This window comes from Faecalibacterium sp. An121 (genome assembly GCF_002160915.1).
In the GTDB taxonomy this organism is placed as follows: Bacteria; Bacillota; Clostridia; order Oscillospirales; family Ruminococcaceae; genus Faecalibacterium; species Faecalibacterium avium.
This window is the reverse complement of the sequence record NZ_NFLM01000009.1, coordinates 1-26,312: the sequence shown is the minus strand read 5'-3', so window position 1 is coordinate 26,312 and position 26,312 is coordinate 1. Positions and strand designations below refer to the sequence as shown.

Sequence of the window (26,312 nt, the reverse complement as noted above, 5' to 3'; positions counted from 1 at the left end):
TTATAGAGATTAAGGAAGGGTTCGATTCATGGAAAACACCGTTTTCGATTCGATCAAGATCGGTCTTGCCTCTCCCGACCAGATCCGCAAATGGAGCTACGGCGAGGTGAAAAAGCCCGAGACCATCAACTACCGCACCCTGAAGCCCGAGCGGGACGGCCTGTTCTGCGAGCGCATCTTTGGACCCACCAAGGACTGGGAGTGCCACTGCGGCAAGTATAAGCGGATCCGCTACAAGGGCAAGATCTGCGAGCGCTGCGGCGTCGAAGTGACCAAGGCCAAGGTCCGCCGTGAGCGGATGGGCCACATCGAGCTGGCCGCCCCCGTCAGCCACATCTGGTACTTCAAGGGCATCCCCAGCCGCATCGGCCTGATGCTGGACATCAGCCCCCGCCTGCTGGAAAAGGTGCTGTACTTTGCAAGCTATATCGTGGTGGACCCCGGCCTGACCCCGCTGGAGAAAAAGCAGCTGCTGACCGAGAAGGAATACCGTGAGATGCAGGAGCGCTACGGGGATGAGTTCAACGCCCAGATGGGCGCCGAGGCCATCCAGACCCTGCTGGCTGAGATCGACCTGGACCAGCTGTCCGCCGAGCTGACCGCCGAGGTGGAGAAGTCCAGCGGCCAGAAGCGCATCCGCATCCTCAAGCGTCTGGAAGTGGTGGAGGCATTCCGCATTTCGGGCAACCGCCCCGAGTGGATGATCCTGACCGTGCTGCCGGTGCTGCCCCCCGACCTGCGCCCCATGGTGCAGCTGGACGGCGGCCGCTTCGCCACCACCGACCTGAACGATCTGTACCGCCGGGTCATCAACCGCAACAACCGCCTGCGCCGCCTGCTGGAGCTGGGCGCCCCGGATATCATCGTCCGCAACGAAAAGCGGATGCTGCAGGAGGCTGTGGACAGCCTGATCGACAACGGCCGCCGCGGCCGCCCGGTCACCGGCCCCAACAACCGCGCCCTCAAGAGCCTGTCCGATATGCTCAAGGGCAAGCAGGGCCGCTTCCGCCAGAACCTGCTGGGCAAGCGCGTGGACTACTCCGGCCGTTCGGTCATCGTGGTTGGTCCCGAGCTGCGGATGGACCAGTGCGGTCTGCCCAAGGAAATGGCTCTGGAGCTGTTCAAGCCCTTTGTCATGAAGGACCTGGTGGAGAAGGGCGTGGCCAACAACATCAAGTCCGCCCGCAAGATGGTGGAGCGTGCCCGCCCCGAGGTGTGGGACAGCCTGGAGACGGTCATCAAGGGCCACCCCGTGCTGCTCAACCGCGCGCCTACCCTGCACCGTCTGGGCATCCAGGCCTTCAATCCGGTGCTGGTGGAGGGCCGCGCCATCAAGCTGCACCCCCTGTCCTGTACTGCTTTCAACGCCGACTTTGACGGCGACCAGATGGCCGTCCACCTGCCTCTGGGCGAGGACGCCTGCCGCGAGGCCAAGATGCTGATGCTGGCTTCCGGCAACCTGCTCAAGCCCTCGGACGGCGCCCCCGTCACCGTGCCCACCCAGGATATGATCCTGGGCAGCTACTACCTGACCACCGTCCGCGAGAACGAGGAAGGGGCAGGGAAGGTGTTCCGGGATGAGGACGAGGCCCTGATGGCTTATGCTGAGCACATCGTCACCCTGCACGCCCCCATCAAGGTGCGCCGCACCATGGTGCTGGAGGGCGTGGAGCGCAGCGGCCTGGTGGATACCACAGTGGGCAGCATCATCTTCAATGCCCCCGTGCCCCAGAACCTGGGCTATGTGGACCGCACCGATCCCGCCCACTGGCTGGACTATGAGATCAGCTTCCGGGTCACCAAAAAGACCCTGCCCGATATCATTTCCCGCTGCCTGACCCGCAATGGCACCCGCGTCTGCGCAAAGATGCTGGATGCCATCAAGGCACAGGGCTACAAGTACTCCACCCTCTCGGCCATCTCGGTGGCCGTCTGTGACGCGGTGATCCCGCCCCAGAAGGCCGAACTGATTGGGGAGGCCGACAAGCAGGTGTCCCAGGTGGGCAAGCTGTTCAACCGCGGCCTGATCTCGGAGGAGGAGCGCTACAAGAAGACCATCGACATCTGGCAGGCCACCACCGACAAGGTCTCCAAGGCCCTGGCCGACAACCTGCCCAAGGACAACGAGATCTATATGATGGCCGACTCGGGCGCCCGTGGTTCGATGAACCAGATCAAGCAGCTGGCCGGTATGCGCGGCCTGCTGGCCAACACCGCCGGCCACACCATCGAGATGCCCATCCGCGCCAACTACCGTGAAGGTCTGAACATTCTGGAATACTTCGTCTCGGCCCGCGGCGCCCGCAAGGGCCTGGCCGATACCGCTCTGCGTACCGCCGACTCGGGTTATCTGACCCGCCGCATGGTGGACGTCTCCCAGGATGTCATCATCCGTGAGCTGGACTGCGGCACCACCGATGGTCTGGAGGTGTCCGAGATCCACGAGGGCAAGGAGAAGATCGAGTCCTTCCGTGAGCGTCTGATCGGCCGCTACGCCGTGGGCGATGTGGTCAACCCCGCCACCGGAGAAGTGATCGTGCCCGAGGGCAAGATGATGGACCTGTACGACGCCGAGAAGATCGAGGCCGCAGGCATCACCCACCTGAAGATCCGCAGCCTGCTGACCTGCCGGGCCAAGACCGGTGTCTGCGCCCGCTGCTATGGCTCCAACATGGCCACCGGCGATCCGGTCCAGCTGGGCGAGTCGGTCGGCATCATCGCGGCCCAGTCCATCGGTGAGCCGGGCACCCAGCTGACCATGCGTACCTTCCACACCGGCGGCATCGCCTCTGCGGAAGATATCACCCAGGGTCTGCCCCGCGTCGAGGAGCTGTTTGAGAGCCGCCGTCCCAAGAGCATGGCCATCATGAGCGAGATCTCGGGCGTTGTCTCGCAGGACGACACCAAGAAGAACGTGGTCATCAAGGTCACCGGCAAGGACGAGACCGGCGCCGAAGTGGTCAAGAGCTATTCCATCCCCTTCACCCAGCACGCACGGGTCATGCCCGGCGACCGGGTGGAGAAGGGCGATATCATCACCCGTGAAGGCGTCCTGTATCCCCAGGATATCCTGGCGGTCAAGGGCCTGGACGCTGTGCAGAACTATCTGATCAGCGAAGTCCAGAAGGTCTACCGCCTGCAGGGCGTTGAGATCAACGACAAGCACATCGAGGTCATCATCCGCCAGATGTGCCGCAAGGTGCGGGTGACCGACGCCGGTTCTTCCGACCTGATCGGCGGCGCTCTGGCCAACCGTCTGGATGTGGAGAGCGTCAACGAGGAACTGAAGGCCCGCATCGAGGCAGGGGAGACCGACCTGAAGCTGGTGGAGTACCAGCAGGTGCTGCTGGGCATCACCAAGGCCGCCCTGGCCACCGAGTCCTTCCTGTCCGCCGCTTCCTTCCAGGAGACCACCCGCGTGCTGACCGAGGCCGCTATCAAGGGCAAGGAAGACAAACTGACCGGCCTGAAGGAGAACGTCATCATCGGCAAGCTGATCCCTGCGGGTACCGGCCTGCCGGAGGTCCGGGAGGATCTGGTCCGCCGCGAGCAGGAACTGGATCAGGAGCTGACCGCAGAAGCCGAAGCTGCCAAGGTCGTCAACCAGTGAGCGCCGTTTCCTGACCCCGTAAAAGCATAGTCGAACGCCCCTTCTGCGCCCCGGTGCAGAGGGGGCGTTTTTGGCATGGGAGAGGGGAATGGAAAGGCAAAGTAACATCCGTGTATAAAATAAAATTTTTCTGGAAAAACTGTTGACATCACGGGTGTTTCTGTGTACAATAATCATGTTGCGCTTCGCTTTAGGGCGAAGTGCGGCAAAATGTGCCGGGCAGACCGCCCGGCAGGAAAAACTATAGGAAAGGAGAAACACAATGCCTACTTTTAACCAGCTTGTACGCAAAGGCCGCGATGTCCTGGCTACCAAGAGCACTGCTCCCGCCCTGCTGAAGAGCTACAATTCTCAGAAGAAACAGTATTCTGATCTGAACAGCCCCCAGAAGCGTGGCGTCTGCACTGCCGTCCGTACCATGACCCCCAAGAAGCCCAACTCTGCACTGCGTAAGGTTGCTCGTGTCCGCCTGACGAATGGTATCGAGGTCACCTCTTACATTCCCGGCATCGGCCACAACCTGCAGGAGCACTCGGTCGTTCTGATCCGCGGCGGCCGTGTCAAGGACCTGCCCGGTGTGCGTTACCACATCATCCGCGGCACTCTGGATGCCCAGGGTGTTGCAGGCCGCAACCAGGCCCGCTCCAAGTACGGCGCAAAGCGTCCCAAGGCCGGTGCTGCTAAGAAGTAATAAAACCTGAACCGCCATAAACGGCTTTCCATATATAAATAACAAGTCTGCGCGTAACACGGTAGATGGCAACGGTTTATGTAAGGTCAGCTCTTTGTGACACAACGGGAGTTTAATACTTTCGAGTACCGATGATATCATTCTGTGAAGGAGGGAAGAAAGATGCCTAGAAGAGGTAACATTGCTAAGCGCGATGTCTTAGCTGATCCTATTTACAATTCCAAGATGGTTACCCGCCTTGTCAACAGCGTCATGCTGGACGGCAAAAAGGGCGTTGCTCAGAAGATCGTTTATGATGCTTTCACCATGATCCAGGAGAAGACAGGCAACGATCCCCTGGAGGTCTTTGAGAAGGCCATGGAGAACATCATGCCCAGCCTCGAGTGCAAGACCCGCCGCGTGGGTGGCGCCAACTACCAGGTCCCCCTGGAAGTCAGCCCTGCCCGCCGCGAGACCCTGGGCCTGCGCTGGCTGACCACTTACAGCCGCAATCGTGGTGAAAAGACCATGAGCCAGCGTCTGGCCGCCGAGATCATGGACGCCGCCAACAACACCGGCGCCGCCGTGAAGAAGCGCGAGGATACCCATAAGATGGCCGAGGCCAACAAGGCTTTCGCTCATTTCCGCTATTGATCTGCTGGAGGTACATTGATGGCTACACCCAGAGAAGTTTCTCTTCAGATGACCAGAAACATCGGCATCATGGCTCACATCGATGCCGGTAAGACCACCACCACCGAGCGCATCCTCTACTACACCGGCATCACCCACAAGATCGGTGAGGTGCATGAGGGCGCAGCCACGATGGACTGGATGGTCCAGGAGCAGGAGCGCGGCATTACCATTACTTCGGCAGCCACCACCTGCTACTGGAGCCACAGCGAGACCCAGAAGGATCCCGTGGCCTACAAGAAGAACCGTCATCGTATCAACATCATCGACACCCCGGGCCACGTGGACTTCACCGTTGAGGTGCAGCGCTCTCTGCGCGTGCTGGACGGTTCCGTTACCGTTCTGGCTGCCAAGGGCGGCGTCGAGCCCCAGTCCGAGACGGTCTGGCGTCAGGCAGACGAGTACAAGGTCCCCCGCATGGTTTACGTCAACAAGATGGACACCATGGGCGCCGACTTCTTCAACTGCATCAAGATGCTGCATGACCGCCTGCACGCCAACGGCGTGGCGATCCAGCTGCCCATCGGCTGCGAGGATACCTTCAAGGGCATCATCGACCTGGTGGACATGAAGGCTGAGGTCTACTACGACGATATGGGCAACGACATGCGCGTCGAGGAGATCCCCGACGACATGAAGGAGCAGGCCGAGGAGTACCACAATATCCTGGTGGAGGCTGTCGCCGAGAACGACGAAGCCCTGATGGAAAAGTACCTGGAAGGCGAGGAGATCACCCGCGATGAGCTGAAGGCTGCCATCCGCAAGGAGACCATCGCCAACACCCTGGTGCCTGTGGTCTGCGGCTCTTCCTATAAGAACAAGGGCGTCCAGAAGCTGCTGGACGCGATCGTGGACTATATGCCCGCCCCCACCGATATCGAGGATATCAAGGGCATCAATCCTGAGACCGAGGAGCCCGAGACCCGTCCGTCTTCCGACGACGCACCCTTCGCCGCTCTGGCCTTCAAGATCGCTACCGACCCCTTCGTCGGCAAGCTGGCATACTTCCGCGTCTACTCCGGCAAGGTCGAGGCAGGCACCACCGTCTACAACTCGGTGAAGGACTGCCGCGAGCGCATGGGCCGTATCCTGCAGATGCACTCCAACCACCGCAAGGATATCGACTGCTGCTATGCAGGCGATATCGCGGCTGTTGTGGGCCTGAAGAACACCACCACCGGTGACACCCTGTGCGATGAGAACCATCCCATCATCCTGGAGTCGATGAAGTTCCCCGAGCCCGTCATCCGCGTGGCCATCGAGCCCAAGACCAAGGCCGGCAACGAGAAGATGGGCATTGCCCTGGCCAAGCTGGCTGAGGAAGATCCCACCTTCAAGACCTACACCGACGAGGAGACTGGTCAGACCATCATCGCCGGCATGGGCGAGCTGCACCTGGAGATCATCGTGGACCGCCTGCTGCGCGAGTTCAAGGTGGAAGCCAACGTGGGCGCACCCCAGGTCGCTTACCGTGAGACCATCCGCAAGGCTGCCAACCAGGAGACCAAGTACGCTCGTCAGTCCGGTGGTAAGGGCCAGTATGGTCACGTCAAGATCAAGATCGAGCCCAATGAGCCCGGCAAGGGTTACGAGTTCGTCAACGCCATCGTGGGCGGCGCTATCCCGAAGGAATACATCCCGGCTGTCGACAACGGTATCCAGGGTGCTATGAAGGCGGGCGTGCTGGCCGGTTATCCCGTGGTGGACGTCAAGGTCACCCTGTGGGATGGTTCGTACCACGAGGTCGACTCTTCCGAAATGGCTTTCTCCATCGCCGGTTCCATGGCCTTCAAGGAGGCTATGCGCAAGGCTGACCCCATCATCACCGAGCCTATCATGAAGGTGGCGGTCATCGTTCCCGACGAGTACCTGGGCGACGTCATCGGCGACCTGAATGCTCGCCGCGGCCAGATCCAGGGCATGGAGGCTATGGCCGGTACCCAGCGCGTCAACGCGATGGTGCCTCTGGCCCAGATGTTCGGCTACGCCACCGACCTGCGCAGCAAGACCCAGGGCCGTGGCCAGTATGTCATGGAGCCGTCTCACTACGAGCCGGTGCCCAAGAACATCGCCGACCAGATCATTGCAGGCCGTACCAAGCAGTAAGGGCTGCAAAATGGCTGAACTTTGTGTTCAGCAGCAAAATTTCTGGAAAATCTCTTGATTTTATAGGGATAATCTAGTAGAATAGCCTTGCAATGCAATCTTGCAGGCGCGAGGCTGTTATAACCAACAGAAACCGTTTTAAAGGGAGGATATTCCAATGGCTGAAAAGGCAAAATTTGACCGTTCCAAGCCGCATGTTAACATCGGCACCATCGGTCACGTTGACCACGGCAAGACCACTCTGACTGCCGCCATCACCAAGGTTCTGGCCCTGAAGGGTGACGCAGACTTCATGGACTACGCCAACATCGATAAGGCTCCCGAGGAGCGCGCTCGTGGTATCACGATCAACTCCGCTCACGTTGAGTACCAGACCGACAAGCGTCACTACGCTCACGTTGACTGCCCGGGCCATGCTGACTACGTCAAGAACATGATCACCGGTGCTGCTCAGATGGACGGCGCTATCCTGGTCGTGGCTGCTACCGATGGTCCCATGCCCCAGACCCGCGAGCACATCCTGCTGGCCCGTCAGGTCGGCGTGCCCTATATCGTTGTCTTCATGAACAAGTGCGACATGGTCGACGACGAGGAGCTGCTGGACCTGGTCGAGATGGAGATCCGTGAGCTGCTGAGCGAGTATGACTTCCCCGGCGACGACACCCCCATCATCCGTGGTTCTGCTCTGAAGGCTCTGGAGTCCACCTCCACCGATCCCAACGCACCCGAGTACGAGTGCATCAACGAGCTGATGAATGCGGTCGACGAGTACATCCCCACTCCCGACCGTCTGGCCGACAAGGACTTCCTGATGCCCGTTGAGGACGTCATGACCATTTCTGGCCGTGGCACCGTCGCTACCGGTCGTGTCGAGCGCGGCACCGCTAAGGTTGGCGATCAGATGGAGATCGTTGGCATCCGTCCCGAGCGTCTGTCCACCACCATCACCGGCCTGGAGATGTTCCGCAAGAGCCTGGATTACGCTCAGGCCGGCGACAACATCGGCGCCCTGCTGCGTGGCGTGGACCGTACCCAGATCGAGCGTGGCCAGGTTCTGGCTAAGCCCGGTTCCGTGCACCCCCACACTAAGTTCGAGGCTCAGGTCTACGTCCTGACCAAGGAAGAAGGCGGCCGTCACACCCCCTTCTTCTCCAACTATCGTCCTCAGTTCTACTTCCGCACCACCGACGTGACCGGCATCATCACTCTGCCCGAGGGCACCGAGATGTGCATGCCTGGCGATAACGTTGTCATGAGCGTTGAGCTGCTGACCGCTGTCGCTATGGAAGAGGGCCTGCGTTTCGCTATCCGTGAGGGTGGCCGTACCGTTGGTTCCGGCGTCGTCAGCAAGATCGTTGAGTGATCTGCTGCGGTCTGAGGGGATAAAACCCTAAGCCATCCGCCCCTTCCTGCCTTTTGGGCAGGGAGGGGCTTTTTGTTTTGGCGTGGGGAGAGAACTTTCCATAATTCGGTGAAAAGAGTCGATTTTCTTTTGGAAATATGGTATACTATTCGATAACGATACATTTTTCTGGAGAATGCAGGAGGAAACAGCATGCAGCATGAAACGGTGATCGTACTGGACTTTGGCGGCCAGTATAATCAGCTGATCGCGCGCCGGGTGCGTGAGAACAATGTTTACTGTGAGATCTATTCCTATAAGACCGACCTGTCGGTGATCCGTGCCAAAAACCCCAAGGGTATCATTTTTACAGGCGGCCCCAACAGCGTCTATCTGGAGGACTCGGCCAGCTGCGACCCCGAGATCTTTACCTGGGGCGTGCCCATCCTGGGCATCTGCTATGGCAGCCAGCTGATGACCCATCTGCTGGGCGGCAAGGTGAGCCGGGCCCCCGAGCGTGAATACGGCAAAACGGAGGTCTTTGTGGATACCTCCAGCAAGCTGTTCCAGGGCGTACACGATTCCACCATCTGCTGGATGAGTCACAACGATTACATCCAGCAGGCTCCCGACGGCTTCCAGGTGACTGCCCATACGGCCAACTGCCCGGTGGCTGCCATGGAGAACGCCGAAAAGGGCCTGTATGCGGTGCAATTCCATCCTGAGGTGCTGCACACCGCCGAAGGCAAGAAGATGCTGCGCAACTTTGTCTACAACGTCTGCGGCTGCACCGGCGACTGGAAGATGGATTCCTTTGTGGAGAGCAATGTCAAGGCCCTGCGGGAGCAGATCGGCGACGGCAAGGTGCTGTGCGCCCTGTCCGGCGGCGTGGATTCCTCGGTGCTGGCGGCCATGCTGGCTAAGGCAGTGGGCAAACAGCTGACCTGTGTCTTTGTGGACCACGGCCTGCTGCGCAAAAACGAGAAGGAGGAGGTCTGCGCGGTCTTTGGCCCCGGCAACCCCAACTTTGATATCAATTTTGTGTGCGTGGACGCCCGCGCCCGCTATTTTGGCAGGCTGGCCGGCGTCACCGAGCCTGAGCGCAAACGCAAGATCATTGGTGAGGAGTTCATCCGGGTCTTTGAGGAAGAGGCCAAAAAGATCGGCCATGTGGATTTCCTGGCCCAGGGCACCATTTATCCCGACGTGGTGGAGAGCGGCCTGGGCGGCGAGTCCACGGTCATCAAGAGCCACCACAATGTAGGCGGCTTGCCCGACCATGTGGACTTCAAGGCGCTGGTGGAGCCTCTGCGCAACCTCTTCAAGGACGAAGTGCGCCAGGCTGGCCGTGAGCTGGGCCTGCCGGAATATCTTGTCAGCCGTCAGCCCTTCCCCGGGCCCGGGCTGGCGATCCGCATCATTGGCGAAGTGACCCCCGAGAAGGTGGCCATCGTGCAGGATGCAGATGCCATCTGGCGTGAGGAGATCGCCAAAGCCGGCCTGGACAAAGAGATCAGCCAGTATTATGCGGCGCTGACCAATATGCACAGCGTAGGCGTGATGGGAGACGAGCGTACCTATGACTACGCCGTAGCCCTGCGGGCCGTGACCACCACCGACTTTATGACCGCCGAGAGCTACAACGTCCCCTGGGACGTGCTGGGCACGGTTACCAGCCGCATCGTCAATGAGGTCAAACACGTCAACCGCGTGTTCTATGACTGCACCGGCAAACCGCCTGCGACGATCGAGATGGAATAACTAAAATGTGCTTTTGAGGGCGTAAAAACCCGCATGAACACTCACTTTTTCCATCTGGAATTTCTATTTTGATAGCAGAATGATAGCACCCTTCAAATCCGCACTTGCTGGGTTTATCAGCAGGGAACGGGTGGCTTGCAGGTGTGTGAAGCATTCATCCAAGAGAAAAAGGTCTAACTGATTTTTGCGAATCAGTTAGACCTTTTTTGTTTAGTCTTCATTTTTGAGTGCGTCTGTCAGCAGATCGCTCAGTCCCTGAGACGGCCCGACCTTCTGTCGGAGAGAGGAGGTGTCAAAGTCAGGATAGTGGTACCGCCACTTGTCGTAGTCCTCCTTGGAGATCTCACCAGCTTCAAGTTTGGCAGCCTGCTCCCGCCAGCTGCACAACATCTCGTGGAGGTGGGCAGCGTCCTTGTTTTGGCGCACATCCACAGTGAGGCAGATCTCTCCATCCAGCTCGCGGACCTTAAGGCCATAGAGGTCTTCCAGGGTGAACAAGGTGTGCATCAGGCCGGTATAGGAGTCAATGTCAGGCACAGAAAGAGCCTGAGGGGAGACATCCAGCACCTCGGCCAGGGCCGCAGTCAGGTCAGCCTTGGGTGACCGGGAGCCATTTTCATACTGAGCCAGCCGGACATCAGCAGACTTTTCGGGAAAGCCAACGGTCATTCCGAGGTATTTCTGGGTCATTCCTCTTAACATGCGGAAAAAGCGGATGCGTTCACCTATTGCCATGAGAGTCATCTCCATTCGTCGGTTTGTTACAACCTGAGTGTAACATATATGTTTAAGATAGTCAAGAGAAAATGAAACAAAAAAGTTTAATATATCACATCTAGCCTCTTGACTTAAGCAAAATTGTATAGTATAATGATCATAAGCAAAAATGCTTAGTAAAACTGGACCTTGAAAACTGAATGAAGAACCACCAGACAACGACTTCTCTGTAAGAGCCAGATCGGGGAGAGGACGCCAGGACTTCCGCAAGGAACGAGCGAACCCGAACCCCGAAGAATCCGGGCAGTCCCCGGAGGAGGCGACGAGGACAGGGAAGAGAGACTCCCCACCAGCTACAGCCCGAGCGAGATCATAACCGTCGCAGGCGATAGGGTGAGAGGCTCCGTAAGTCAATCGGAGATTGAAAAATGAGTGCCGGCCCACTACCGGCAGCCTGGTGGAAGACAAACCGACCGAAGTAAACCAACAAAAAGCCTCTGGAGGGAAACCAGCGGCATCCAGAAAACAGGAGGAATCCAAATGAGCGAAGAAAAGATTTTTATGCGAGTGGAAGAGGTGGCGGAGACTTTGGGTATCTCCAAATCTCACGCCTATAAGATTGTCCACCAACTGAACAAAGAAATGGCCCAGATGGGATATATCACCGTCTCAGGCCGGGTCAACCGCAAGTATTTCATGAAGAAGCTGTGCTACAGCGAAAATGAAACAGGAGGGTAAGTATGGGAGCATTTAAAAATAAGAAAAACGGTACCTGGTATGTTCAGTTTCGGTACACCGACTGGAAAGGGGAACGTCAGCAAAAACTCAAGCGAGGATTTGCGACCAAGAGAGAAGCGCAGGAATGGGAACGTCAATTTTTAATGTCAAAACGAGCTGACATCAATATGACGTTCGAGCAGTTCGCGAAGCTTTATGAAAGAGATATTAAACCTAAATTAAAACTCAATACCTGGATCACAAAAGAGAGCATCATTCAGAAGAAAATTCTGCCCTATTTCGGCAAACGCAAGCTCTCGGAAATCACGGCCAGGGATATTATTTGCTGGCAGAATGAAATCCGCGAGCTGAAAGATTGGCATGGTAAACCGCTTTCGGCCACGTATTTAAAAACGGTTCACAATCAGCTCAGTGCGATTTTTAATCATGCCATCCGCTATTATGGGCTGCAGGTGAATCCGGCGCAGCGTGCCGGGAATATGGGGAAGGAAGAACGCAAAGAAATGCTGTTCTGGACCCGTGAAGAATATACCAAATTTTCAGATGCCATGATGGACAAACCGATGTCTTTCTATGCCTTTGAGATGCTGTACTGGTGTGGCATCCGCGAGGGTGAATTGCTGGCCTTGACACCCTCTGATTTTGATTTTCAGAAACGGACTGTTTCGATCACAAAGTCTTATCAAAGAATCCATGGACAAGACCTTATCACTACCCCCAAGACTCCTAAGAGTGTTCGTGTGGTCCAGATGCCGCAGTTCCTTTGTGACGAGATTCAGGACTACCTGAAACAGCTGTATGGAGTTGAATCGAATGATCGTATATTTCCGATTACCAAAAGCTACCTTCATCGAGAAATGGATCGCGGCTGTAAGCAGACTGGGGTAAAGAGAATACGGATTCATGACCTGCGGCACAGTCATATCAGTTTGCTGATTGATATGGGTTTTACAGCTTTGGCAATTGCGGACCGGGTAGGGCATGAAAGCGTTGACATCACGTATCGGTATGCACATCTGTTCCCGAACCGGCAGACTGAGATGGCAAATCAACTGGATCAGTTAAAAGACAAGGAAGGAGCATAAATATGTCACACAAAAACCGTGATGAATGCAACCGCTGGCGGAATAAAACCGTAGCATTTCGGGTGTCGCCGGAGGAGGATAGGCAGCTGGAAACCTATGTGAAATTGTCCGGGCTGACCAAGCAGGACTATATCACCCGCCGGCTGCTGGGAAGGGAGGTGATCGTCCAGGGAAATCCCCGGGTATTCAAGGCATTGCGGGAGCAGCTGGCGGCCGTTTTGGAGGAGCTTCAACGAATTGAAGCCGGAGCAAAAACAGACCATGAACTGCTGGAAGTAATCCAGATGATCACTGTCATTCTGGATGGAATGAAGGAGGAATCTGCCTATGGAAATTGACGCAAAAGAAAAGACTGCCCCTGGCTCATCTGTTGGCGCAGATGAGGGGCAGTCCAATCAAACCTTTACAGTAGAAAGTATACCAGTTTCGGATGAAAAAATCAATGAAACCGATGAAAAATCAAAGCTGAGTATGCGGGAGCGGGCACGTCTGCGGCAGAAGATGATGGCTCCGGAATATCTGCCCACTGTTACCTTGCAGACTCTGTTTGACACCGCTTATCAGAGCAAGCCTCCAGTCATCGAAGGGCTGCTGTATACGGGGACTTATCTCTTTGCTGGCGCTCCCAAGGTGGGCAAATCCTTCCTGGTGGCACAGATCGCTTATCATGTCAGCACTGGGCAGGATTTATGGGAGTATAAGGTCAATCCGGGAACAGTTTTGTACCTGGCTCTGGAAGATGATCACCGCAGACTACAGGAACGGATGTTCCGAATGTTCGGTGTAGAAGGGACCGACCGGCTTCACTTTGCCACCGATGCCAAGCAGCTGGGAAACGGCTTGGATGAACAGCTGGAGTATTTCATCAAGGAACATCCAGATACTCGGTTGGTCATCATTGACACCTTGCAGAAAGTCCGGGAAGCGGCAGGAGACGGCTACAGCTACTCAGAGGACTACCAGATCATCGGGAGCCTCAAACAGTTCGCGGACAAGCATGGCATCTGCCTGCTGATTGTCCATCATACCCGGAAAACCCCGGCAGGGGATAAGTTTGATATGATTTCCGGCACCACGGGTCTGCTGGGCTGTGCAGACGGTGCCTTTGTTCTCCAAAAGGAGAAGCGGACCAACGGGACAGCAATGCTGGATGTGGTTGGTCGAGATCAGCCGGACCAGCGAGTTTACCTGGTGCGGGATGAAGAACGGCTACTCTGGGAGTTTGACCACGCAGAGAAAGAGCTCTGGAAGGAGCCCCCAGACCCGCTTCTGGAAAAGGTGGCGGCTCTGCTCACGGCAGAGGCTCCCACCTGGCAGGGAAGTGCCACTGAACTGATTGCGGCCCTGGGGCTGGAACTCCAGGCCAACGCCCTGACCAAACGGCTGAATGTCCGGGCATCCAAGCTGTTCAATGACTTTAATATCCGATATGAAAATACCCATGGCCGGAACGGCAGCCGGATCAGTTTGGCACTGGCAGCCGCCCAGACGTGACGATGGTGACGGTTGTGACGATGCCTGAAAGGGGTGTATAAAGTACCGTCACCATCGTCACAACCGTCACAGATTGCAAAATGAGCACACCGTGGGGAGGCGAGTCTGCGCAGGGCTGATGGCCCTGACTGGTCTGCGGGATTCCTTATTTGACCGCAGACCAGAGCGGCTCCCGCAGGAGCCGCAATCCCCCTCGGAGAGCCCACGGCACTTTGCAGCCTCAGGCTGAAAGTGTCATAGTGGGTTATTACACTTCCGCAGAAGTGCATCTCCCGAGCCTCCCCGTATCTGCCGCCCAGTGGGCGAGAAAGGAGCGCTATGGCAAGAGGCGACGGTATCGACCGTACCAGCGCGAGGAATATGAGATTGACCACACAGAAATTGAAAAATGCCCAGCAGCACAACGAGCGCGAGAAGGACTCCTACGTTAACCCGGATATTGTCCCGGAACGCTCCCACCTAAACGCCCATTTCAAGAAGCCGGATGGCAGCTATTTAGAGCAGTTTGAGCGAATGGAGGCAGCCGGCGTCATCTCCACCCGCGGCCTCAAGGAGGATGCCTTCCGGTATGGAGAGCTAGTCTTTGACGTGAACTCTGCTTACTTCTTCAACCGGGGCGGGTATGAGTTCGCCAAAGAATTTTACGAGGCTGCCTACCAGGCAGCTATCAAGATTGTGGGCGGGGAGCAGTATATCCTGTCCGCGGTCATGCATGCCGATGAACGCAACCGGGCCATGTCGGATGCCCTGGGTCAGGATGTCTACCACTACCACCTCCATGTGGTGTATGTCCCGGTGGTAGAAAAGCAAATCCTTTGGACCAAACGCTGCAAAGATAAGTCCCTGGTGGGAAAGGTGAAGGAGACCATCATGCAGGTCAGTATGAGCAAGAAGTGGGCTTCCAAACCTATCCTGGACGAAACCACTGGTGAGCCATTGAGGACCGAGAAGGGAAAACCAATCCTCAAGAAATCCTACAGCGTCCTCCAGGATGACTTCTTCCGGTATATGCAGGAAGCGGGGTATACCGATATTGAACGAGGAGAACGTGACAGCTCGGAGGAGCATTTGACCGTGACCCAGTTTAAGGTTCAGAAGGAGCAGGAAAGGCTGGCAGCCCTGACCGAGCAGACCCAGCAGAAAGAGCAGCAGGCAGCCTCTCTGGAAAAGAAGCTGGAGAAGGTCCAGAGGCAGCAGGTGGAGATCCAGAAATTAGAACAGATCGAAGCCCGGCCCGTTCCGTTTTCCTCCAAGGTAATTCTGGAGCGCTCGGAATATGAAGCCATTTCAGCCGCTGCCAAGAAGTACTGTACCCAGGAGCATAAAGCGGTTGGCTTCAAGAAAGCTTTGGATGCCGCCAATAAGCTGATCGGGGAACTGAAGACCAAAGTGGCTGCTTTGAATGCGGAATTACAGGAGTATAAATCAGTCCGGCGCCAGCTGAGCACAGTAGGCCTTGAACAGGAAAATGTAGCCCTGAAAAAGAAGCTCCAGAGCTATGAAACAGAGATTGAAAGGAACAAACTCTGGCATCTTTTTGAACGCCCAAAGGCCAAGCCCCAGAAGGAGAAAATCTAAAGAACAGTACCGTATGAAATGATAAACCGCCTGTATCCGTACAGCTGATGCACGGGTGCAGGCGGGCTTTTTTGTTTTACTGGAGTTCCTGATCCAGATCCCGGAACAGGTCGGAATCAAAGAACTGCTCGATGGTAATTCCCAGGCCATCGCAAAGCTTTTTGATGGTGGAAATGGTGGCGCTCCGATTGCGGCCACTGACGATGTTGTTCACGGTGGACTGGGTGACACCGCTCATGGTGCTCAGCTTGTTGATGGAAATGTTTTTCTCCCGGCATAGCTCCAGAATCCGATCTTTGACAGCTTCACCGATACACAAGGGAGATCACCTGATTACATCTTTTCAATTAGGGCAAACACCACAGCCTGCTGCTCCTCGGTCAACCTGGCCCAGGATTCCAAAAGCTTTTTCTGCGAATCTGTTAAAGCAACGGGATCATCTTGCTCGGCAAACAGCTGGGAAAGAGTGATTCCAAAAGCAGTACAAATCTTTTCCAGGGAGGGGATGGTGGGAATCATATTTTTCCGATACCAGGAAGAAATAGTGGACTGTGGGAGACCGGAACGCTCTGCAAGCTGGTATTCGGTCCAGCCTCGTTCTTCTCGATATGCGGTGATAACAGAAAGAATGTCCTTCACCTGAGTCACCCCTTTGATTGTGTTTTTCGTAAATTATACTTTTACAATTCGTTGCAAGTTAATCATTTATATCGTATAATTTTAACGAGTTACGCAACTATGAAGGGAGGGCAGACTATGAAGAAGACCTGCTTTTTCATTGGCCATAGAGATGCCCCGGATACCATTTACCCGGCATTGTTGGCTGAAGTGGAGCGCCATATCACAGAACTTGGGGTGGGGGAGTTCATTGTAGGGCACTATGGCAGGTTTGACAGCCTTGCTGCCAGGGCAGTGAAGGAGTCGAAGGTTCGGTACCCGGAAATGGAGCTGACCCTGTTGCTTCCTTATCATCCAGCAAAGAGGCCTATCCAGAGGCCGGAGGGCTTTGACAGCTTGTTCTACCCTCCTGGAATGGAAAAAGTACCCTATAGGGCAGCCATCGTGGCGGCAAACCGCTACGTTGTGGATCATGTGGACTATCTGATTGCCTATGCCTGGCAGCCGGGGAGCAATGCCAGAGCACTGGTGGAGTATGCAAAGAGAAGAAAAAACAATAATCAATTGAAAATAGCGATTCTAGGAACAACAATCTGTGAATACACGTAGATTTTATGCAACTCACGATTTAATGAGATTATCTTGATGATATGTGGACAATATGGTATAATATAAAACAAATCAACAATGAAATGGAGAATGGAGAATGCCAGTCAGTTATGATAAGCTATGGAAGATGCTGATTGATAAAAAGATGAATCGAACCGAGTTAAAAGATGCTGCAGGCATTAGTTTCAATGTGCTGGCCAAAATGAGCAAGAATGAATATGTATCGATGGAGAGTCTTCATCGAATTTGCCAAACTTTATCGTGTGATATCGGGGAAATTGTAGAATTTGTAGAAGAATAAAATCTGAATAGATATTCGAAAAAAGAACGGTTAGGAGATAAAATATATGCAGCGCCCCTTAACTTGTGTCGAAATATGTGCAGGAGCTGGAGGACAGGCTTTGGGTCTTGCCATGGCTGGTTTTACTCACGTGGCATTAGTAGAATACGAAACGGATTACTGTAAAGTTTTAAAAGAAAACCGGCCGGAGTGGAATGTTATCTGTGCAGATGTACACAATTTTGATGGTCGTCCTTATCATGGAGTAGATTTATTTGCTGGTGGAGTCCCTTGCCCTCCTTTCTCGGTGGCAGGCAAACAGTTGGGAAAAGATGATGATAGAGATTTGTTCCCAGAAGCAATTCGTCTGATAAAAGAGATTCAACCTCGTGCGGTTATGCTTGAAAATGTTAGAGGCTTTTTAGACTCAGGATTTGATGAGTACCGCATGCACATTTTAAACTCTATACGGAACTTGGGGTATAAAACGCAAATTAAATTGCTCAACGCATCGAATTTTGGAGTTCCGCAACTTCGTCCCAGAGTAATTATTATTGGAATTCGCAATGATCAGACCGGAGTGTTTTCTTATCCGAATGAAGACCCGAACAGTGCACCTACTGTTGGAAAAACATTGTATGATTTAATGTCGGAAAATGGTTGGGTAGGTGCGAAAGATTGGGCAGCTAAGGCCAATAGAATTGCCCCAACATTGGTGGGCGGATCAAAAAAACACGGTGGTCCAGACCTAGGCCCAACGAGAGCGCGTAATGCGTGGGCGGAACTTGGCGTTGATGGTAAGGGAATTGCAAATGAGGCACCGGCACGGGATTTTGAAGGAATGCCCCGGCTTACGAGCCGTATGATGGCAAGAATCCAAGGGTTCCCAGATACCTGGACGTTTGGAAAAAGAAAAACGGTGGCATGCCGGATGATAGGAAATGCATTTCCTCCTCCTGTAGCGAAAGCAGTAGGTGAAAAGATTAAGGAGTGTCTTGAGCATGGAAGCGTTGATAGCGAATGCGAGGTTTCACTTTCACGAACGGTTATTTGAAACAAATACTCTCACATTGACTTCGGCTGGTATAGCTTCGAATGCAGATACTAGTAGTCGAGGCTCAAAAGCCATTTCCAGGAAAATTATCGATATTTTAGTTGATGAACATCATCATGCTGTGAATACGGTAGATAAGATTTCTGGGCAAACGCTGGGCAAGCAGTTCGAAATTCTTACAATGGATTTTCTGCGTGAGACTTTTCCACATCTTCAGAATTTACGGCCAGGGTGTTGGACTATCCTACAGCTTGGAAATAACAATAAACTAAAGACAAGTGATTTTGCTCAATATGAGCATCTTGCGTATTTAAACGCACTTACTACACAGAATGCGCAGTTGGCAGCTGCTCTGGGAAACGATTATTTAGTGGCACCAGATGTAGTGGTCTATCGTGATTTATATGAAGATGATGAAATCAACGCTGTCCAGTGTATCGTTGATGAAGATGTCAGCAAAATGGCAGATATTCGAAAAGCTAATGGTGGTAAACCTATACTACACGCAAGTGTATCAGCCAAATTTACAATGAGAAGTGATCGGGCACAGAACAGCCGTACTGAGGCACTGAATTTAATTCGAAACAGGAAGGGACATCTGCCTCATATCGTTGTAGTTACGGCGGAACCTATGCCGAACCGTCTGGCATCACTGGCGTTGGGAACAGGCGATATTGATTGTGTATACCACTTTGCTCTTTATGAGCTAATTCGTGCGGTCAACGAAGTTGGCTCAGAAGATGCGGTTGAAACATTGGAAACACTAGTGAAGGGTAAGCGGCTAAAGGATATTTCAGATTTGCCGCTGGATTTAACTGTATAATGGCAGATACAATATCTTCAGATCGTAGAAGTGAAATAATGTCTCACATCAAAAGTAAAGACACTAGTATTGAAATGATGGTGCGTCGGCGACTTTTTGCCATGGGATACAGGTATCGAGTCAATTATAAGGCGCTGCCGGGCAAACCTGATATTGTCTTTACCAGGAAAAAAGTGGCTATTTTCATTCATGGGTGCTACTGGCATGGGCATAATTGCGGAAGTAGGTATGCCCATGTCAGTAAATCAAATAAAGCTTACTGGATGCCTAAAATTCAACGTACACAGCAACGAGATCAAGAACATATTACAAAACTCAAATCTCTCGGTTGGAATGTTGTTGTAATTTGGGAATGTCAAATACGAGACCATTTTGATCAGACAATCGATGAACTTGTAGATTTTATGAGAAAAAATGCGTCATAAATGGTGATACAATGAAGAAGGCTTTTATCATTCTGGGAAATGGATTTACTATTGACTTTTTACATTATTATAATAAATTTGACAATACCGTTGCAGAAAAAATTGATGTTAGAAATTTATTCCGTTTAGGTGACAAAATTAATTCACCTTGGGATAGCAAACCGGGGTTCCTTTCTTATAAACACTGTCCGAATTTATGGACTTTAGGGGCTAGAGCAAGTAGTACAGCTGAAGAAAGTACGGCTTTAATTGAAGAAATAATTGCCTGCGCGAATATGTTTTTTGATTTTGTAAATGACCCAAAACAAAAAGCTAAACGTTTGAAATTGACGACGTCCGGGGTTTCCTCGCTACATCTAAGGGCATATTGCGAATTGATTGTATATCTGCAGCATTTATTTTCGTGCTATAATTCTGTGATCTCAGAAACTAAACTAGAAGGCTTTCTGAATAGCGATAGTGAGTGGGGATGGCTCAAATTTTTTAAGCATATACAGGATGATAAATATGATAAAATTGTGTTTGTAACATATAATTATGATATATGGCTGGAACGCATTCTGAAAATATTAAATGTTGATTTCTGCATTAGTGGGTTTGAAGAGTTGAATGGGAAAAAGGTTGAAATCGTTAAACCACACGGCTCAATTAGTTTTGTTCCCAAGGATTATGTTGGTAGCTCGTATGCTATAAATTACAACTTTGATTATAATGGTATTCCTATTGAGAATCTTGAATTGAGGTATGATGAGCTTGATAAATATGATAAAGGTGCCATTATACCGCCAGCAGGTGATTCAGCTCGATTACAATCATCAGTTCCTTGGTCAGAGAAGCTACGCCAACGGGCAACAAATCTGGCGACAGAAATTGAAGAAAATGACGAAATTGTTTTATGCGGTATGTCGTATTGGTATGTTGACCGAAGAGAAATTGATGAGCTTTTGATTGATTTAAATCAGAATGCAAATTTTACATTTATTAATCCACAGCCACCGAGAGATTTAAATGCCGTTTTAACAAGTATTTTCTCAAAATATGTACAACAGAGTTCATCTTCTGAAATTGGAGGCATTTTGAATGACTAAGTTTTTTGAGAGGAATTCAACCAAACTTACAATATCTGAATTTTATGATAATTATAAATTGGGAAAATACAACTTTGAGGCACCATATCAAAGAAAAAGCAATGTCTGGTCAGATGATAAAAAATCTTTTTTGATTGATTCCATCTTGAAAAATTATCCAATGCCAGCTATTTTTATGAGACCGATAGTAGATGATGATGGAAAAACACAGTATGACGTTGTTGATGGAAAACAAAGATTACAAGCGATTATTAGTTTTATCGAAGGAAAAACTGCGCTTACCAGCTATTTTGCTGAAGATAGTTTTATTGGCGAAGATAATCGAGACATGGCTGATAAGATTGCAGGAAAAACATTTTTAGAGATAAGAGACAATGGTGCGTCAGATTATGTTAAGCAATTTTGGACATATACTTTACAAATTGAGTATCTCTACGATGATAATACTGACCTGATTTCTTCGGTATTTGATAGATTGAATAGAAATGGTGAACCACTTAATCCTCAAGAGTTGAGAAAAGCCAAATATGCTAGTACGCCAATTATAGAAGTTGTTGAAAATCTGGCTGAAAATGAATTTTTAAAAGATAAACTTGATAGATTGAAAATTGAAAGAATGGAGGATGAAGAGTTTGTATCAGAGTTGCTTTTTTTAATTCTGGACGGAAAGGCGTTGGATTCCTCTCCCGATGTATTAGACGATAAGTATAATCAGTATAAAAATGATACTGAGACACTAAATAATGGACAAAAACAATTTGAACATATTATTGATTTTATAAAACAATTGTCTATTGATTATACACGTTATAAACGATTGTTTTGGACGACTCATTTATACACGCTTTTCTCGGTTGCATGGTATTGCGTTAAAAAAGGAGTATCGGCAAATCAAATTTCCAAGCCACTAAATGAATTCTATGCCAAGTATTTTTCTAAAGGTACACACTATGAGGGTGCATTAAAAGAATATAAAGATGCATGTTCTAGCCGAACTCGTTCGGCGGTTCAAAAGAATCATCGAATGGAAGCAGTTTTAAAGTATTGTGACGTTTTATAGTATTTTTGAATATTAAGAAGAATTATAACGGTATATAGTCATGTCTCTTGCGCTATGGAAATAAGAAAAGATATCCCCGGTATACCTCGAAACGGGGTATACCGGGGAAATACAACTGCTTGTCTTTATTTGATTCTTTTACGCAAACAACTCCGGCGCCACATCCTCAAGCGAGAATCCAGGAATCTGATGCGCTTCCTTGTAAAGTCCGTCCTGATCCAGAAATTCAACCTTGGCAAAGTCGGCCAGAGGAATCTCCGATTCACAGATGTACCAGTTTGCGTGATCGGATGCTGACTGCTTGAGTGCAGCCATCGCAAAGCGGTCAGCGTGGTATTTGTCGCAGAAATCACGCCACCGGAGGTATCTCCAGAATCGTCCGTCCGTCTTGATGTTGATCCGGCACATCAGCTTGTCATCGGACAGGCCAGTATTTTGAGCTGTTACCTGGTCGTTGGCGGTGAGCCATACAACCGGATGGTGGTCCTTGTACTTGTCCACCGCCTGCATCCCGATTTCCTGTTCCCGGAAGTAGATGGGCTCGTAATGGAATGTGTCGGGATCAAATTTCAGATTGGAAGGAGTCAGGGCAAGCTTGCCGGACTCGAGAATGATCCGATATTTTACGAGACTGGTAAAGTGGTACAGGTTGTCCGGTAGTTTGCTCTTTTTTCTCATTGATTTATCCTCCTTTGTTCTGAGATCCGTTGTGAGTGGCATTTGCCTAGCTTCATTATAATATAAGGGAGGGAAAGAAATAAAGAAAAATATGTCGACAAATTATATTTTTTGATAAGCGGTAGAAGATGAAGAAAAAACGCGCATTCTCTGGAAAATCTCTCCAGCATCTGTTATACTATATATAGACTATTTGTTCGACACCTTGGAAAGTTACCCTGATAGCATAGGGCAGATAGTTTTTTGATAGCAAAGATTGGCTTAGACCAAGTAAATTGGATAATCTGCATCAATAGAAATAATTCCAAGTAAATCTCCTAAGCAAAAAAGCTTAGAACTCTTTGTAACTCGGCGAGATGGAGTGAATTCAAAAAGCAAAAATCAAACGAATTGGTGCTTTATTTTTGCTGAAATCTCCGCTGTGGCAACGGTTTGGCAACACTTTTTATGATTCTAAAAAAGAGAGCTACCGGATCTGTATGGATCGGGTAACTCTCTTTTTGCTTTATCCTTTTTTATTTTTCAAAGGTCAAAGAATCTTTACTTGAAGCCATAACGCACCTGTTTTCAATGTAACCGCCCCATAATCCCCCGTCTAGCAAAGCGGCGGAAGAAGTGAGAGAATAAGAAAAAGAGACAAATGAGATCAGAGGTCTCAGAAGTCTAAGAAGTGCCGGAAGTCTCAAAAATCTCAGGAGTCTCATAAGTCTCACAACGGGAGCGGAAAAATGGGAAACGAATATGAGAACTTGAAAAAGCAGAGATACCTGCAGTTTGTGCAGCAATGCGCCCGGAGTGGAAAAAGCAAACGGGAATGGTGCAGGGAGAACGGTGTCAAATATTCGACCTTCATGCGTTGGCAAAGGCAGCTTCGGGAAGAACTGGCCGGGGAAATTCTGGCAGCGCAGGAGATCGTACCGGTACAGGTGGAACTTCCGGAACAGGTTTCGCGGCAGAGTGCAGAAACACTTCCTGCGAATTCTGCATCTGCGGTTTGTGGAGAAGGGATCGAGATCAGCACCGGGAGCATCCATATCCATCTGCCAAAGGATACGCCGGCAAGCTATCTGGCCAGCCTGGTGAAAGGACTGGTCTGAGATGTTGGGAGACATCCGGCAGGCAAAGAGCGTCTACATCGTCTGCGGGTATACAGATATGCGGAAAGGACTGAATAGTCTAGTCCCCTTCATCCAGCAACATTTCAAGCTGGACCCATATGCCAGCAGTTTATTCCTGTTCTGCGGCAAGCGCTGCGACCGGCTGAAAGCATTGCTGTGGGAACCGGACGGATTTGTTCTGCTGTACAAAAGACTGGACAACGGCCGGTACCAGTGGCCGCGGAATGCGCAGGAGGTCAGGCAGCTGACCTGGGAGCAGTTCACCTGGCTCATGCAGGGATTGAGCATCGAGCAGCCCAAAGCAATAAAACCCGGCAAACCAAAAGCCCTGGTCTGACTTTCCACACAGCAGTCCATTTTTGCGGAATATTCTGACTAAAGAACGCCTGTTTTCCACAGGAAAAATTTACACCTGCAAAGGCCCTGAAAAGAGCTGGTTTTGTAGCTTTTTTCGGGGCCGTGCTGTATAATGGGAACAAGAAACAAGGGAGTGGAGGAAGACAGAAATGACAGGGTTTGACACAAGCAGGCTTTCACCGGAAGTTGCCGCCTACATCCGCTCCCTTGAGACCAGAGTAGAAAAAATAGAGGCGTTGGAAACAGAGGTTGCAGCATTGCGGGAAGAGAACCAGCAGCAGAAGAACCAGCTGCTGAAAATGCAGTCTCTGAATGAGCAGCTGGTGAATCTGCGCAGGCGGACATTTGGGCGGTCCAGCGAGAAGGTCCAATACGTAGACGGAGAGCAGCTGGATTTCTTCAATGAGGCAGAGACTTGCAGCGACGCCGGCGCACCGGAACCTGGAAAAACGACACCGGTCAAGGCGCACACCCGTAAAGAAAAACGTACCAAAGCCGAGCTGACCGAGGGACTGGAGCATAAGAAGGTGCTCTGCGAGCTTCCGGAAGACCAGCAGCTCTGCGCCAGATGCGGCAATAAGATGGTGAGGATCGGGGAGAAATACCTGCGTTCCGAACTCATTATTATTCCGGCTCAGGTGTCGGTAGTGGACTACTATGCGGCAAGCTATAAGTGTGTCCATTGCGAACAGGAAACGGGAGAGAGCTACATTCTGCAGGCCCAGGCTCCTGTGCCGGTCATGAAAAAGAGCATGGCGGCTCCTTCCACCGTGGCATATGTCATGCAGGAAAAATTCGAGAAAGGCGTTCCGCTCTACCGGCAGGAGCAATATTGGAAAGGCCAGGGTGTGGAGCTGCGGCGCAGCACCATGGCCAACTGGATCATCCGAAGTTCCAGATGGTTTATACCGCTGTGGAACCTGCTGCGCAAAGAGATGCTGCAGCAGAGCATTGTAAACGCCGACGAAACCAGATGTCACGTCCTCAAGGAAGATGGGCGTGAATCCAAACAGATGTCCCAGATGTGGGTCTACTGTTCGCCGGAAAAGAAGATCGCACTGTACCAGTACCATCCGAGCCGTAAAGGGCAGGTAGCCAAAGAGATGTTAGGAGATTTCTCCGGCTACCTGCAGACCGACGGCTATTCAGGTTACCATTGTCTGGACCGTGTGACCCATGTGGGCTGCTGGGCCCATGCCCGGCGCAAATGGGTAGACTGTTTTGTGGATGGCAAACCCGTAGCTGGCAGCAAGTCTGAAACTGCGTTCCAGCTTATTGAGCAGATGTTCCAGCTGGAACAAACCTGGGAAGACACAGCGCCGGAAGAGCGCCGCAGGCTCCGCAGCGAAAAACTCAAGCCAATACTGGACCGGTATTGGGAATATCTGGCCAGCTTTGAAGCGGCAGAGGGAACAGCTCTTTACAAGGCTCAAAACTACTCGCTGAATCAAAAGCAGGCTCTGGATGCAGTGCTCCTGGACGGCCGGCTGGAGCTGACCAATAACCTTGCAGAGCGGACGGTCAAGCCCTTTGTCATGGCACGCAGGAATTTTCTGTTCTGCGATACCGCCAAAGGTGCGGATGCCAGTGCCCTATGTTTCAGCGTGATCGAGACCGCAAAACGCAACGGTCTTGACCCGTTCGGCTATCTCATGTTTCTATTGCAGGAATTGCCCAAACTGGGCCCTGACCCTGCGGAAAAACAGCTTCTGCCTCTATTGCCCTGGTCGCCAGACTTGCCAGGCTATTGTAAAATCAAGCAATGAGAACTTCCGGGCTCCTGAAAGGGAGCTCTTTTTATATGCCATCTGTACATTTCAACGCATTGAAACGGATTTTTACGTAAAAACAATCTGCGGACATTTTTAATTTATGATGATATCGGGTTCCTTGCTTTGGATGTTGCAAAGGAGGCGCGTATCATTGAATTTGAAAAATGTCCTGTTCGATCTTTTGCGGCCCTTTGGCATCACCAACAACTACACGGGCTGTTCGCAGCTGATCCGGGCGATCGAAATCGTCCTCGAAAAGCCGGATGGTATCCAGGCTGTTCACAAGCAGATCTACGCTGTGATCGCAAAAGAATACGATCTGCAGCCCAGGTCTGTCGAAAGCAATATCCGGACGCTGTCCGACATTGCATGGAAAAACGATCCTGCCAGACTGGTACAAATTGCAGGATACCCACTGGACAATCGCTCGTCTGCTGTGCTGTTCATAGAGATCTTTTCCAACTACATACAGAGAAACTACCTGGAAGAAAGAATCCTCACTTGACCTGTATAACCAAAATCGTTTAACAACATCCCTGGAACCCCGAGCTGCCGCACTTGACACGGCAGCTCTTTTTGTGTCTAAAAGGATTAGAAAGTGCTGCTCTTATACTGATGGGATCTGCTGAGACGGGG

The 26,312-nt window shown here is 51.7% G+C and carries 26 protein-coding genes and 1 pseudogene; 23 read left to right on the top strand and 4 right to left on the bottom strand.

All coding sequences use genetic code 11. The features are described from left to right. Positions 1 to 2: 2 nt before the first annotated feature. The 7 genes and pseudogenes from B5E66_RS13625 to guaA form a co-directional block, all read left to right on the top strand. Positions 3 to 47 (top strand): annotated as a pseudogene (locus B5E66_RS13625) (hypothetical protein); the annotation flags it as partial. Continuing rightward, the gene (gene rpoC, locus B5E66_RS06570; protein ID WP_087230390.1) at positions 29 to 3,610 is read left to right on the top strand and encodes a DNA-directed RNA polymerase subunit beta'; all 3,582 of its coding nucleotides are present in this window, start codon (positions 29 to 31) and stop codon (positions 3,608 to 3,610) included. The pseudogene B5E66_RS13625 and the gene rpoC, both read left to right, overlap by 19 nt. Before the next feature lie 262 nt (positions 3,611 to 3,872). Beyond that, a complete protein-coding gene (gene rpsL, locus B5E66_RS06565; RefSeq protein WP_087230386.1) occupies positions 3,873 to 4,301 on the top strand; it encodes a 30S ribosomal protein S12 in 429 nt (142 codons plus the stop codon). Between the two features lie 162 nt (positions 4,302 to 4,463). Further along, a complete protein-coding gene (gene rpsG, locus B5E66_RS06560) occupies positions 4,464 to 4,934 on the top strand; it encodes a 30S ribosomal protein S7 (RefSeq protein WP_087230381.1) in 471 nt (156 codons plus the stop codon). A gap of 18 nt (positions 4,935 to 4,952) precedes the next feature. Next, a complete protein-coding gene (fusA, locus tag B5E66_RS06555) occupies positions 4,953 to 7,079 on the top strand; it encodes an elongation factor G (protein WP_087230377.1) in 2,127 nt (708 codons plus the stop codon). Between the two features lie 157 nt (positions 7,080 to 7,236). After that, positions 7,237 to 8,442: an elongation factor Tu gene (tuf, locus tag B5E66_RS06550; RefSeq protein ID WP_087230374.1), complete on the top strand. Its 1,206-nt coding sequence runs from the start codon at positions 7,237 to 7,239 to the stop codon at positions 8,440 to 8,442. A 192-nt stretch (positions 8,443 to 8,634) separates the two neighbouring features. Beyond that, positions 8,635 to 10,182 carry a glutamine-hydrolyzing GMP synthase gene (gene guaA, locus B5E66_RS06545; RefSeq protein WP_087230371.1) on the top strand — a complete coding sequence of 516 codons (1,548 nt, stop codon included), beginning with the start codon at positions 8,635 to 8,637 and terminating at the stop codon, positions 10,180 to 10,182. A gap of 210 nt (positions 10,183 to 10,392) precedes the next feature. Here the strand turns inward: guaA and B5E66_RS06540 are convergent, their stop codons facing one another. Beyond that, the gene (locus B5E66_RS06540; protein ID WP_087230369.1) at positions 10,393 to 10,917 is read right to left on the bottom strand and encodes a helix-turn-helix domain-containing protein; all 525 of its coding nucleotides are present in this window, start codon (positions 10,915 to 10,917) and stop codon (positions 10,393 to 10,395) included. A gap of 522 nt (positions 10,918 to 11,439) precedes the next feature. Here B5E66_RS06540 and B5E66_RS06535 point away from each other — a divergent pair. The 5 genes from B5E66_RS06535 (at position 11,440) to B5E66_RS06515 (ending at position 15,794) form a co-directional block, all read left to right on the top strand. Beyond that, complete coding sequence (locus tag B5E66_RS06535) at positions 11,440 to 11,637, top strand: helix-turn-helix domain-containing protein (RefSeq protein ID WP_087230366.1); 198 nt, start codon at positions 11,440 to 11,442, stop codon at positions 11,635 to 11,637. 2 nt (positions 11,638 to 11,639) lie between these two features. Beyond that, complete coding sequence (locus tag B5E66_RS06530) at positions 11,640 to 12,722, top strand: site-specific integrase (protein ID WP_087230364.1); 1,083 nt, start codon at positions 11,640 to 11,642, stop codon at positions 12,720 to 12,722. 2 nt (positions 12,723 to 12,724) lie between these two features. Continuing rightward, positions 12,725 to 13,060 carry a plasmid mobilization protein gene (locus B5E66_RS06525; protein ID WP_087230362.1) on the top strand — a complete coding sequence of 112 codons (336 nt, stop codon included), beginning with the start codon at positions 12,725 to 12,727 and terminating at the stop codon, positions 13,058 to 13,060. Then, a complete protein-coding gene (locus B5E66_RS06520) occupies positions 13,050 to 14,216 on the top strand; it encodes an AAA family ATPase (RefSeq protein WP_087230359.1) in 1,167 nt (388 codons plus the stop codon). Before B5E66_RS06525 ends, B5E66_RS06520 begins: the two co-directional genes overlap by 11 nt. Before the next feature lie 318 nt (positions 14,217 to 14,534). Next, positions 14,535 to 15,794, top strand: coding sequence for a plasmid recombination protein (locus B5E66_RS06515; RefSeq protein ID WP_087230356.1), 1,260 nt, complete (start codon positions 14,535 to 14,537; stop codon positions 15,792 to 15,794). Between the two features lie 76 nt (positions 15,795 to 15,870). Here B5E66_RS06515 and B5E66_RS06510 read toward each other — a convergent pair whose 3' ends face one another. Beyond that, on the bottom strand, positions 15,871 to 16,113 hold the full coding sequence (locus tag B5E66_RS06510) for a helix-turn-helix domain-containing protein (RefSeq protein WP_087230354.1): 243 nt from the start codon (positions 16,111 to 16,113) through the stop codon (positions 15,871 to 15,873). A gap of 14 nt (positions 16,114 to 16,127) precedes the next feature. Then, a complete protein-coding gene (locus B5E66_RS06505) occupies positions 16,128 to 16,433 on the bottom strand; it encodes a helix-turn-helix domain-containing protein (RefSeq protein ID WP_087230352.1) in 306 nt (101 codons plus the stop codon). 117 nt (positions 16,434 to 16,550) lie between these two features. Here B5E66_RS06505 and B5E66_RS06500 point away from each other — a divergent pair, with 117 nt between their 5' ends. The 7 genes from B5E66_RS06500 to B5E66_RS06470 all read left to right on the top strand — a co-directional run bounded on the left by B5E66_RS06500 (position 16,551) and on the right by B5E66_RS06470 (position 21,751). Next, positions 16,551 to 17,021, top strand: coding sequence for a hypothetical protein (locus B5E66_RS06500; protein ID WP_087230349.1), 471 nt, complete (start codon positions 16,551 to 16,553; stop codon positions 17,019 to 17,021). A gap of 97 nt (positions 17,022 to 17,118) precedes the next feature. Continuing rightward, on the top strand, positions 17,119 to 17,322 hold the full coding sequence (locus tag B5E66_RS06495; RefSeq protein WP_087230346.1) for a helix-turn-helix domain-containing protein: 204 nt from the start codon (positions 17,119 to 17,121) through the stop codon (positions 17,320 to 17,322). 46 nt (positions 17,323 to 17,368) lie between these two features. Then, positions 17,369 to 18,355 (top strand): DNA cytosine methyltransferase, encoded by a 987-nt coding sequence (locus tag B5E66_RS06490; protein ID WP_087230343.1) that lies wholly within the window; start codon positions 17,369 to 17,371, stop codon positions 18,353 to 18,355. Beyond that, a complete protein-coding gene (locus B5E66_RS06485; RefSeq protein ID WP_087230340.1) occupies positions 18,303 to 19,178 on the top strand; it encodes an NgoMIV family type II restriction endonuclease in 876 nt (291 codons plus the stop codon). Before B5E66_RS06490 ends, B5E66_RS06485 begins: the two co-directional genes overlap by 53 nt. Beyond that, positions 19,178 to 19,603: a very short patch repair endonuclease gene (locus B5E66_RS06480; protein ID WP_087230337.1), complete on the top strand. Its 426-nt coding sequence runs from the start codon at positions 19,178 to 19,180 to the stop codon at positions 19,601 to 19,603. Before B5E66_RS06485 ends, B5E66_RS06480 begins: the two co-directional genes overlap by 1 nt. Positions 19,604 to 19,614: 11 nt before the next feature. After that, a complete protein-coding gene (locus B5E66_RS12810; RefSeq protein ID WP_143406939.1) occupies positions 19,615 to 20,691 on the top strand; it encodes a hypothetical protein in 1,077 nt (358 codons plus the stop codon). After that, positions 20,684 to 21,751 carry a DUF262 domain-containing protein gene (locus B5E66_RS06470; RefSeq protein WP_087230332.1) on the top strand — a complete coding sequence of 356 codons (1,068 nt, stop codon included), beginning with the start codon at positions 20,684 to 20,686 and terminating at the stop codon, positions 21,749 to 21,751. Before B5E66_RS12810 ends, B5E66_RS06470 begins: the two co-directional genes overlap by 8 nt. A gap of 138 nt (positions 21,752 to 21,889) precedes the next feature. Here the strand turns inward: B5E66_RS06470 and B5E66_RS06465 are convergent, their stop codons facing one another. Beyond that, positions 21,890 to 22,429 carry a hypothetical protein gene (locus B5E66_RS06465; RefSeq protein WP_087230329.1) on the bottom strand — a complete coding sequence of 180 codons (540 nt, stop codon included), beginning with the start codon at positions 22,427 to 22,429 and terminating at the stop codon, positions 21,890 to 21,892. Between the two features lie 728 nt (positions 22,430 to 23,157). On the opposite strand from B5E66_RS06465, the gene tnpA reads away from it, so the two are divergent. The 4 genes from tnpA to B5E66_RS06445 all read left to right on the top strand — a co-directional run bounded on the left by tnpA (position 23,158) and on the right by B5E66_RS06445 (position 26,181). Further along, positions 23,158 to 23,526 carry an IS66 family insertion sequence element accessory protein TnpA gene (tnpA, locus tag B5E66_RS06460; RefSeq protein ID WP_087230325.1) on the top strand — a complete coding sequence of 123 codons (369 nt, stop codon included), beginning with the start codon at positions 23,158 to 23,160 and terminating at the stop codon, positions 23,524 to 23,526. Position 23,527: 1 nt separating this feature from the next. Then, positions 23,528 to 23,884 carry an IS66 family insertion sequence element accessory protein TnpB gene (gene tnpB / locus B5E66_RS06455; RefSeq protein WP_087230322.1) on the top strand — a complete coding sequence of 119 codons (357 nt, stop codon included), beginning with the start codon at positions 23,528 to 23,530 and terminating at the stop codon, positions 23,882 to 23,884. Positions 23,885 to 24,053: 169 nt separating this feature from the next. Continuing rightward, on the top strand, positions 24,054 to 25,670 hold the full coding sequence (gene tnpC, locus B5E66_RS06450) for an IS66 family transposase (protein ID WP_087230320.1): 1,617 nt from the start codon (positions 24,054 to 24,056) through the stop codon (positions 25,668 to 25,670). A 157-nt stretch (positions 25,671 to 25,827) separates the two neighbouring features. Continuing rightward, positions 25,828 to 26,181 carry a sporulation initiation factor Spo0A C-terminal domain-containing protein gene (locus tag B5E66_RS06445; protein ID WP_158098340.1) on the top strand — a complete coding sequence of 118 codons (354 nt, stop codon included), beginning with the start codon at positions 25,828 to 25,830 and terminating at the stop codon, positions 26,179 to 26,181. Positions 26,182 to 26,312: the final 131 nt, after the last annotated feature.

Excerpts from the sequence above, each read along its gene's own strand:
- B5E66_RS06480 (WP_087230337.1), top strand. The coding sequence starts at position 19,178 with ATGGCAGATACAATATCTTCAGATCGTAGAAGTGAAATAATGTCTCAC.
- tnpC (WP_087230320.1), top strand. The coding sequence starts at position 24,054 with ATGACAGGGTTTGACACAAGCAGGCTTTCACCGGAAGTTGCCGCCTAC.
- B5E66_RS06495 (WP_087230346.1), top strand. The coding sequence starts at position 17,119 with ATGCCAGTCAGTTATGATAAGCTATGGAAGATGCTGATTGATAAAAAG.
- B5E66_RS06485 (WP_087230340.1), top strand. The coding sequence starts at position 18,303 with ATGGAAGCGTTGATAGCGAATGCGAGGTTTCACTTTCACGAACGGTTA.
- rpsG (WP_087230381.1), top strand. The coding sequence starts at position 4,464 with ATGCCTAGAAGAGGTAACATTGCTAAGCGCGATGTCTTAGCTGATCCT.
- tnpA (WP_087230325.1), top strand. The coding sequence starts at position 23,158 with ATGGGAAACGAATATGAGAACTTGAAAAAGCAGAGATACCTGCAGTTT.
- B5E66_RS06465 (WP_087230329.1), bottom strand. The coding sequence starts at position 22,429 with ATGAGAAAAAAGAGCAAACTACCGGACAACCTGTACCACTTTACCAGT.
- B5E66_RS06490 (WP_087230343.1), top strand. The coding sequence starts at position 17,369 with ATGCAGCGCCCCTTAACTTGTGTCGAAATATGTGCAGGAGCTGGAGGA.
- rpsL (WP_087230386.1), top strand. The coding sequence starts at position 3,873 with ATGCCTACTTTTAACCAGCTTGTACGCAAAGGCCGCGATGTCCTGGCT.
- B5E66_RS06525 (WP_087230362.1), top strand. The coding sequence starts at position 12,725 with ATGTCACACAAAAACCGTGATGAATGCAACCGCTGGCGGAATAAAACC.
- B5E66_RS06470 (WP_087230332.1), top strand. The coding sequence starts at position 20,684 with ATGACTAAGTTTTTTGAGAGGAATTCAACCAAACTTACAATATCTGAA.
- guaA (WP_087230371.1), top strand. The coding sequence starts at position 8,635 with ATGCAGCATGAAACGGTGATCGTACTGGACTTTGGCGGCCAGTATAAT.
- rpoC (WP_087230390.1), top strand. The coding sequence starts at position 29 with ATGGAAAACACCGTTTTCGATTCGATCAAGATCGGTCTTGCCTCTCCC.
- B5E66_RS06530 (WP_087230364.1), top strand. The coding sequence starts at position 11,640 with ATGGGAGCATTTAAAAATAAGAAAAACGGTACCTGGTATGTTCAGTTT.
- B5E66_RS06535 (WP_087230366.1), top strand. The coding sequence starts at position 11,440 with ATGAGCGAAGAAAAGATTTTTATGCGAGTGGAAGAGGTGGCGGAGACT.
- B5E66_RS06515 (WP_087230356.1), top strand. The coding sequence starts at position 14,535 with ATGGCAAGAGGCGACGGTATCGACCGTACCAGCGCGAGGAATATGAGA.
- tnpB (WP_087230322.1), top strand. The coding sequence starts at position 23,528 with ATGTTGGGAGACATCCGGCAGGCAAAGAGCGTCTACATCGTCTGCGGG.
- B5E66_RS12810 (WP_143406939.1), top strand. The coding sequence starts at position 19,615 with ATGAAGAAGGCTTTTATCATTCTGGGAAATGGATTTACTATTGACTTT.
- B5E66_RS06520 (WP_087230359.1), top strand. The coding sequence starts at position 13,050 with ATGGAAATTGACGCAAAAGAAAAGACTGCCCCTGGCTCATCTGTTGGC.
- B5E66_RS06540 (WP_087230369.1), bottom strand. The coding sequence starts at position 10,917 with ATGGCAATAGGTGAACGCATCCGCTTTTTCCGCATGTTAAGAGGAATG.
- tuf (WP_087230374.1), top strand. The coding sequence starts at position 7,237 with ATGGCTGAAAAGGCAAAATTTGACCGTTCCAAGCCGCATGTTAACATC.
- B5E66_RS06500 (WP_087230349.1), top strand. The coding sequence starts at position 16,551 with ATGAAGAAGACCTGCTTTTTCATTGGCCATAGAGATGCCCCGGATACC.
- fusA (WP_087230377.1), top strand. The coding sequence starts at position 4,953 with ATGGCTACACCCAGAGAAGTTTCTCTTCAGATGACCAGAAACATCGGC.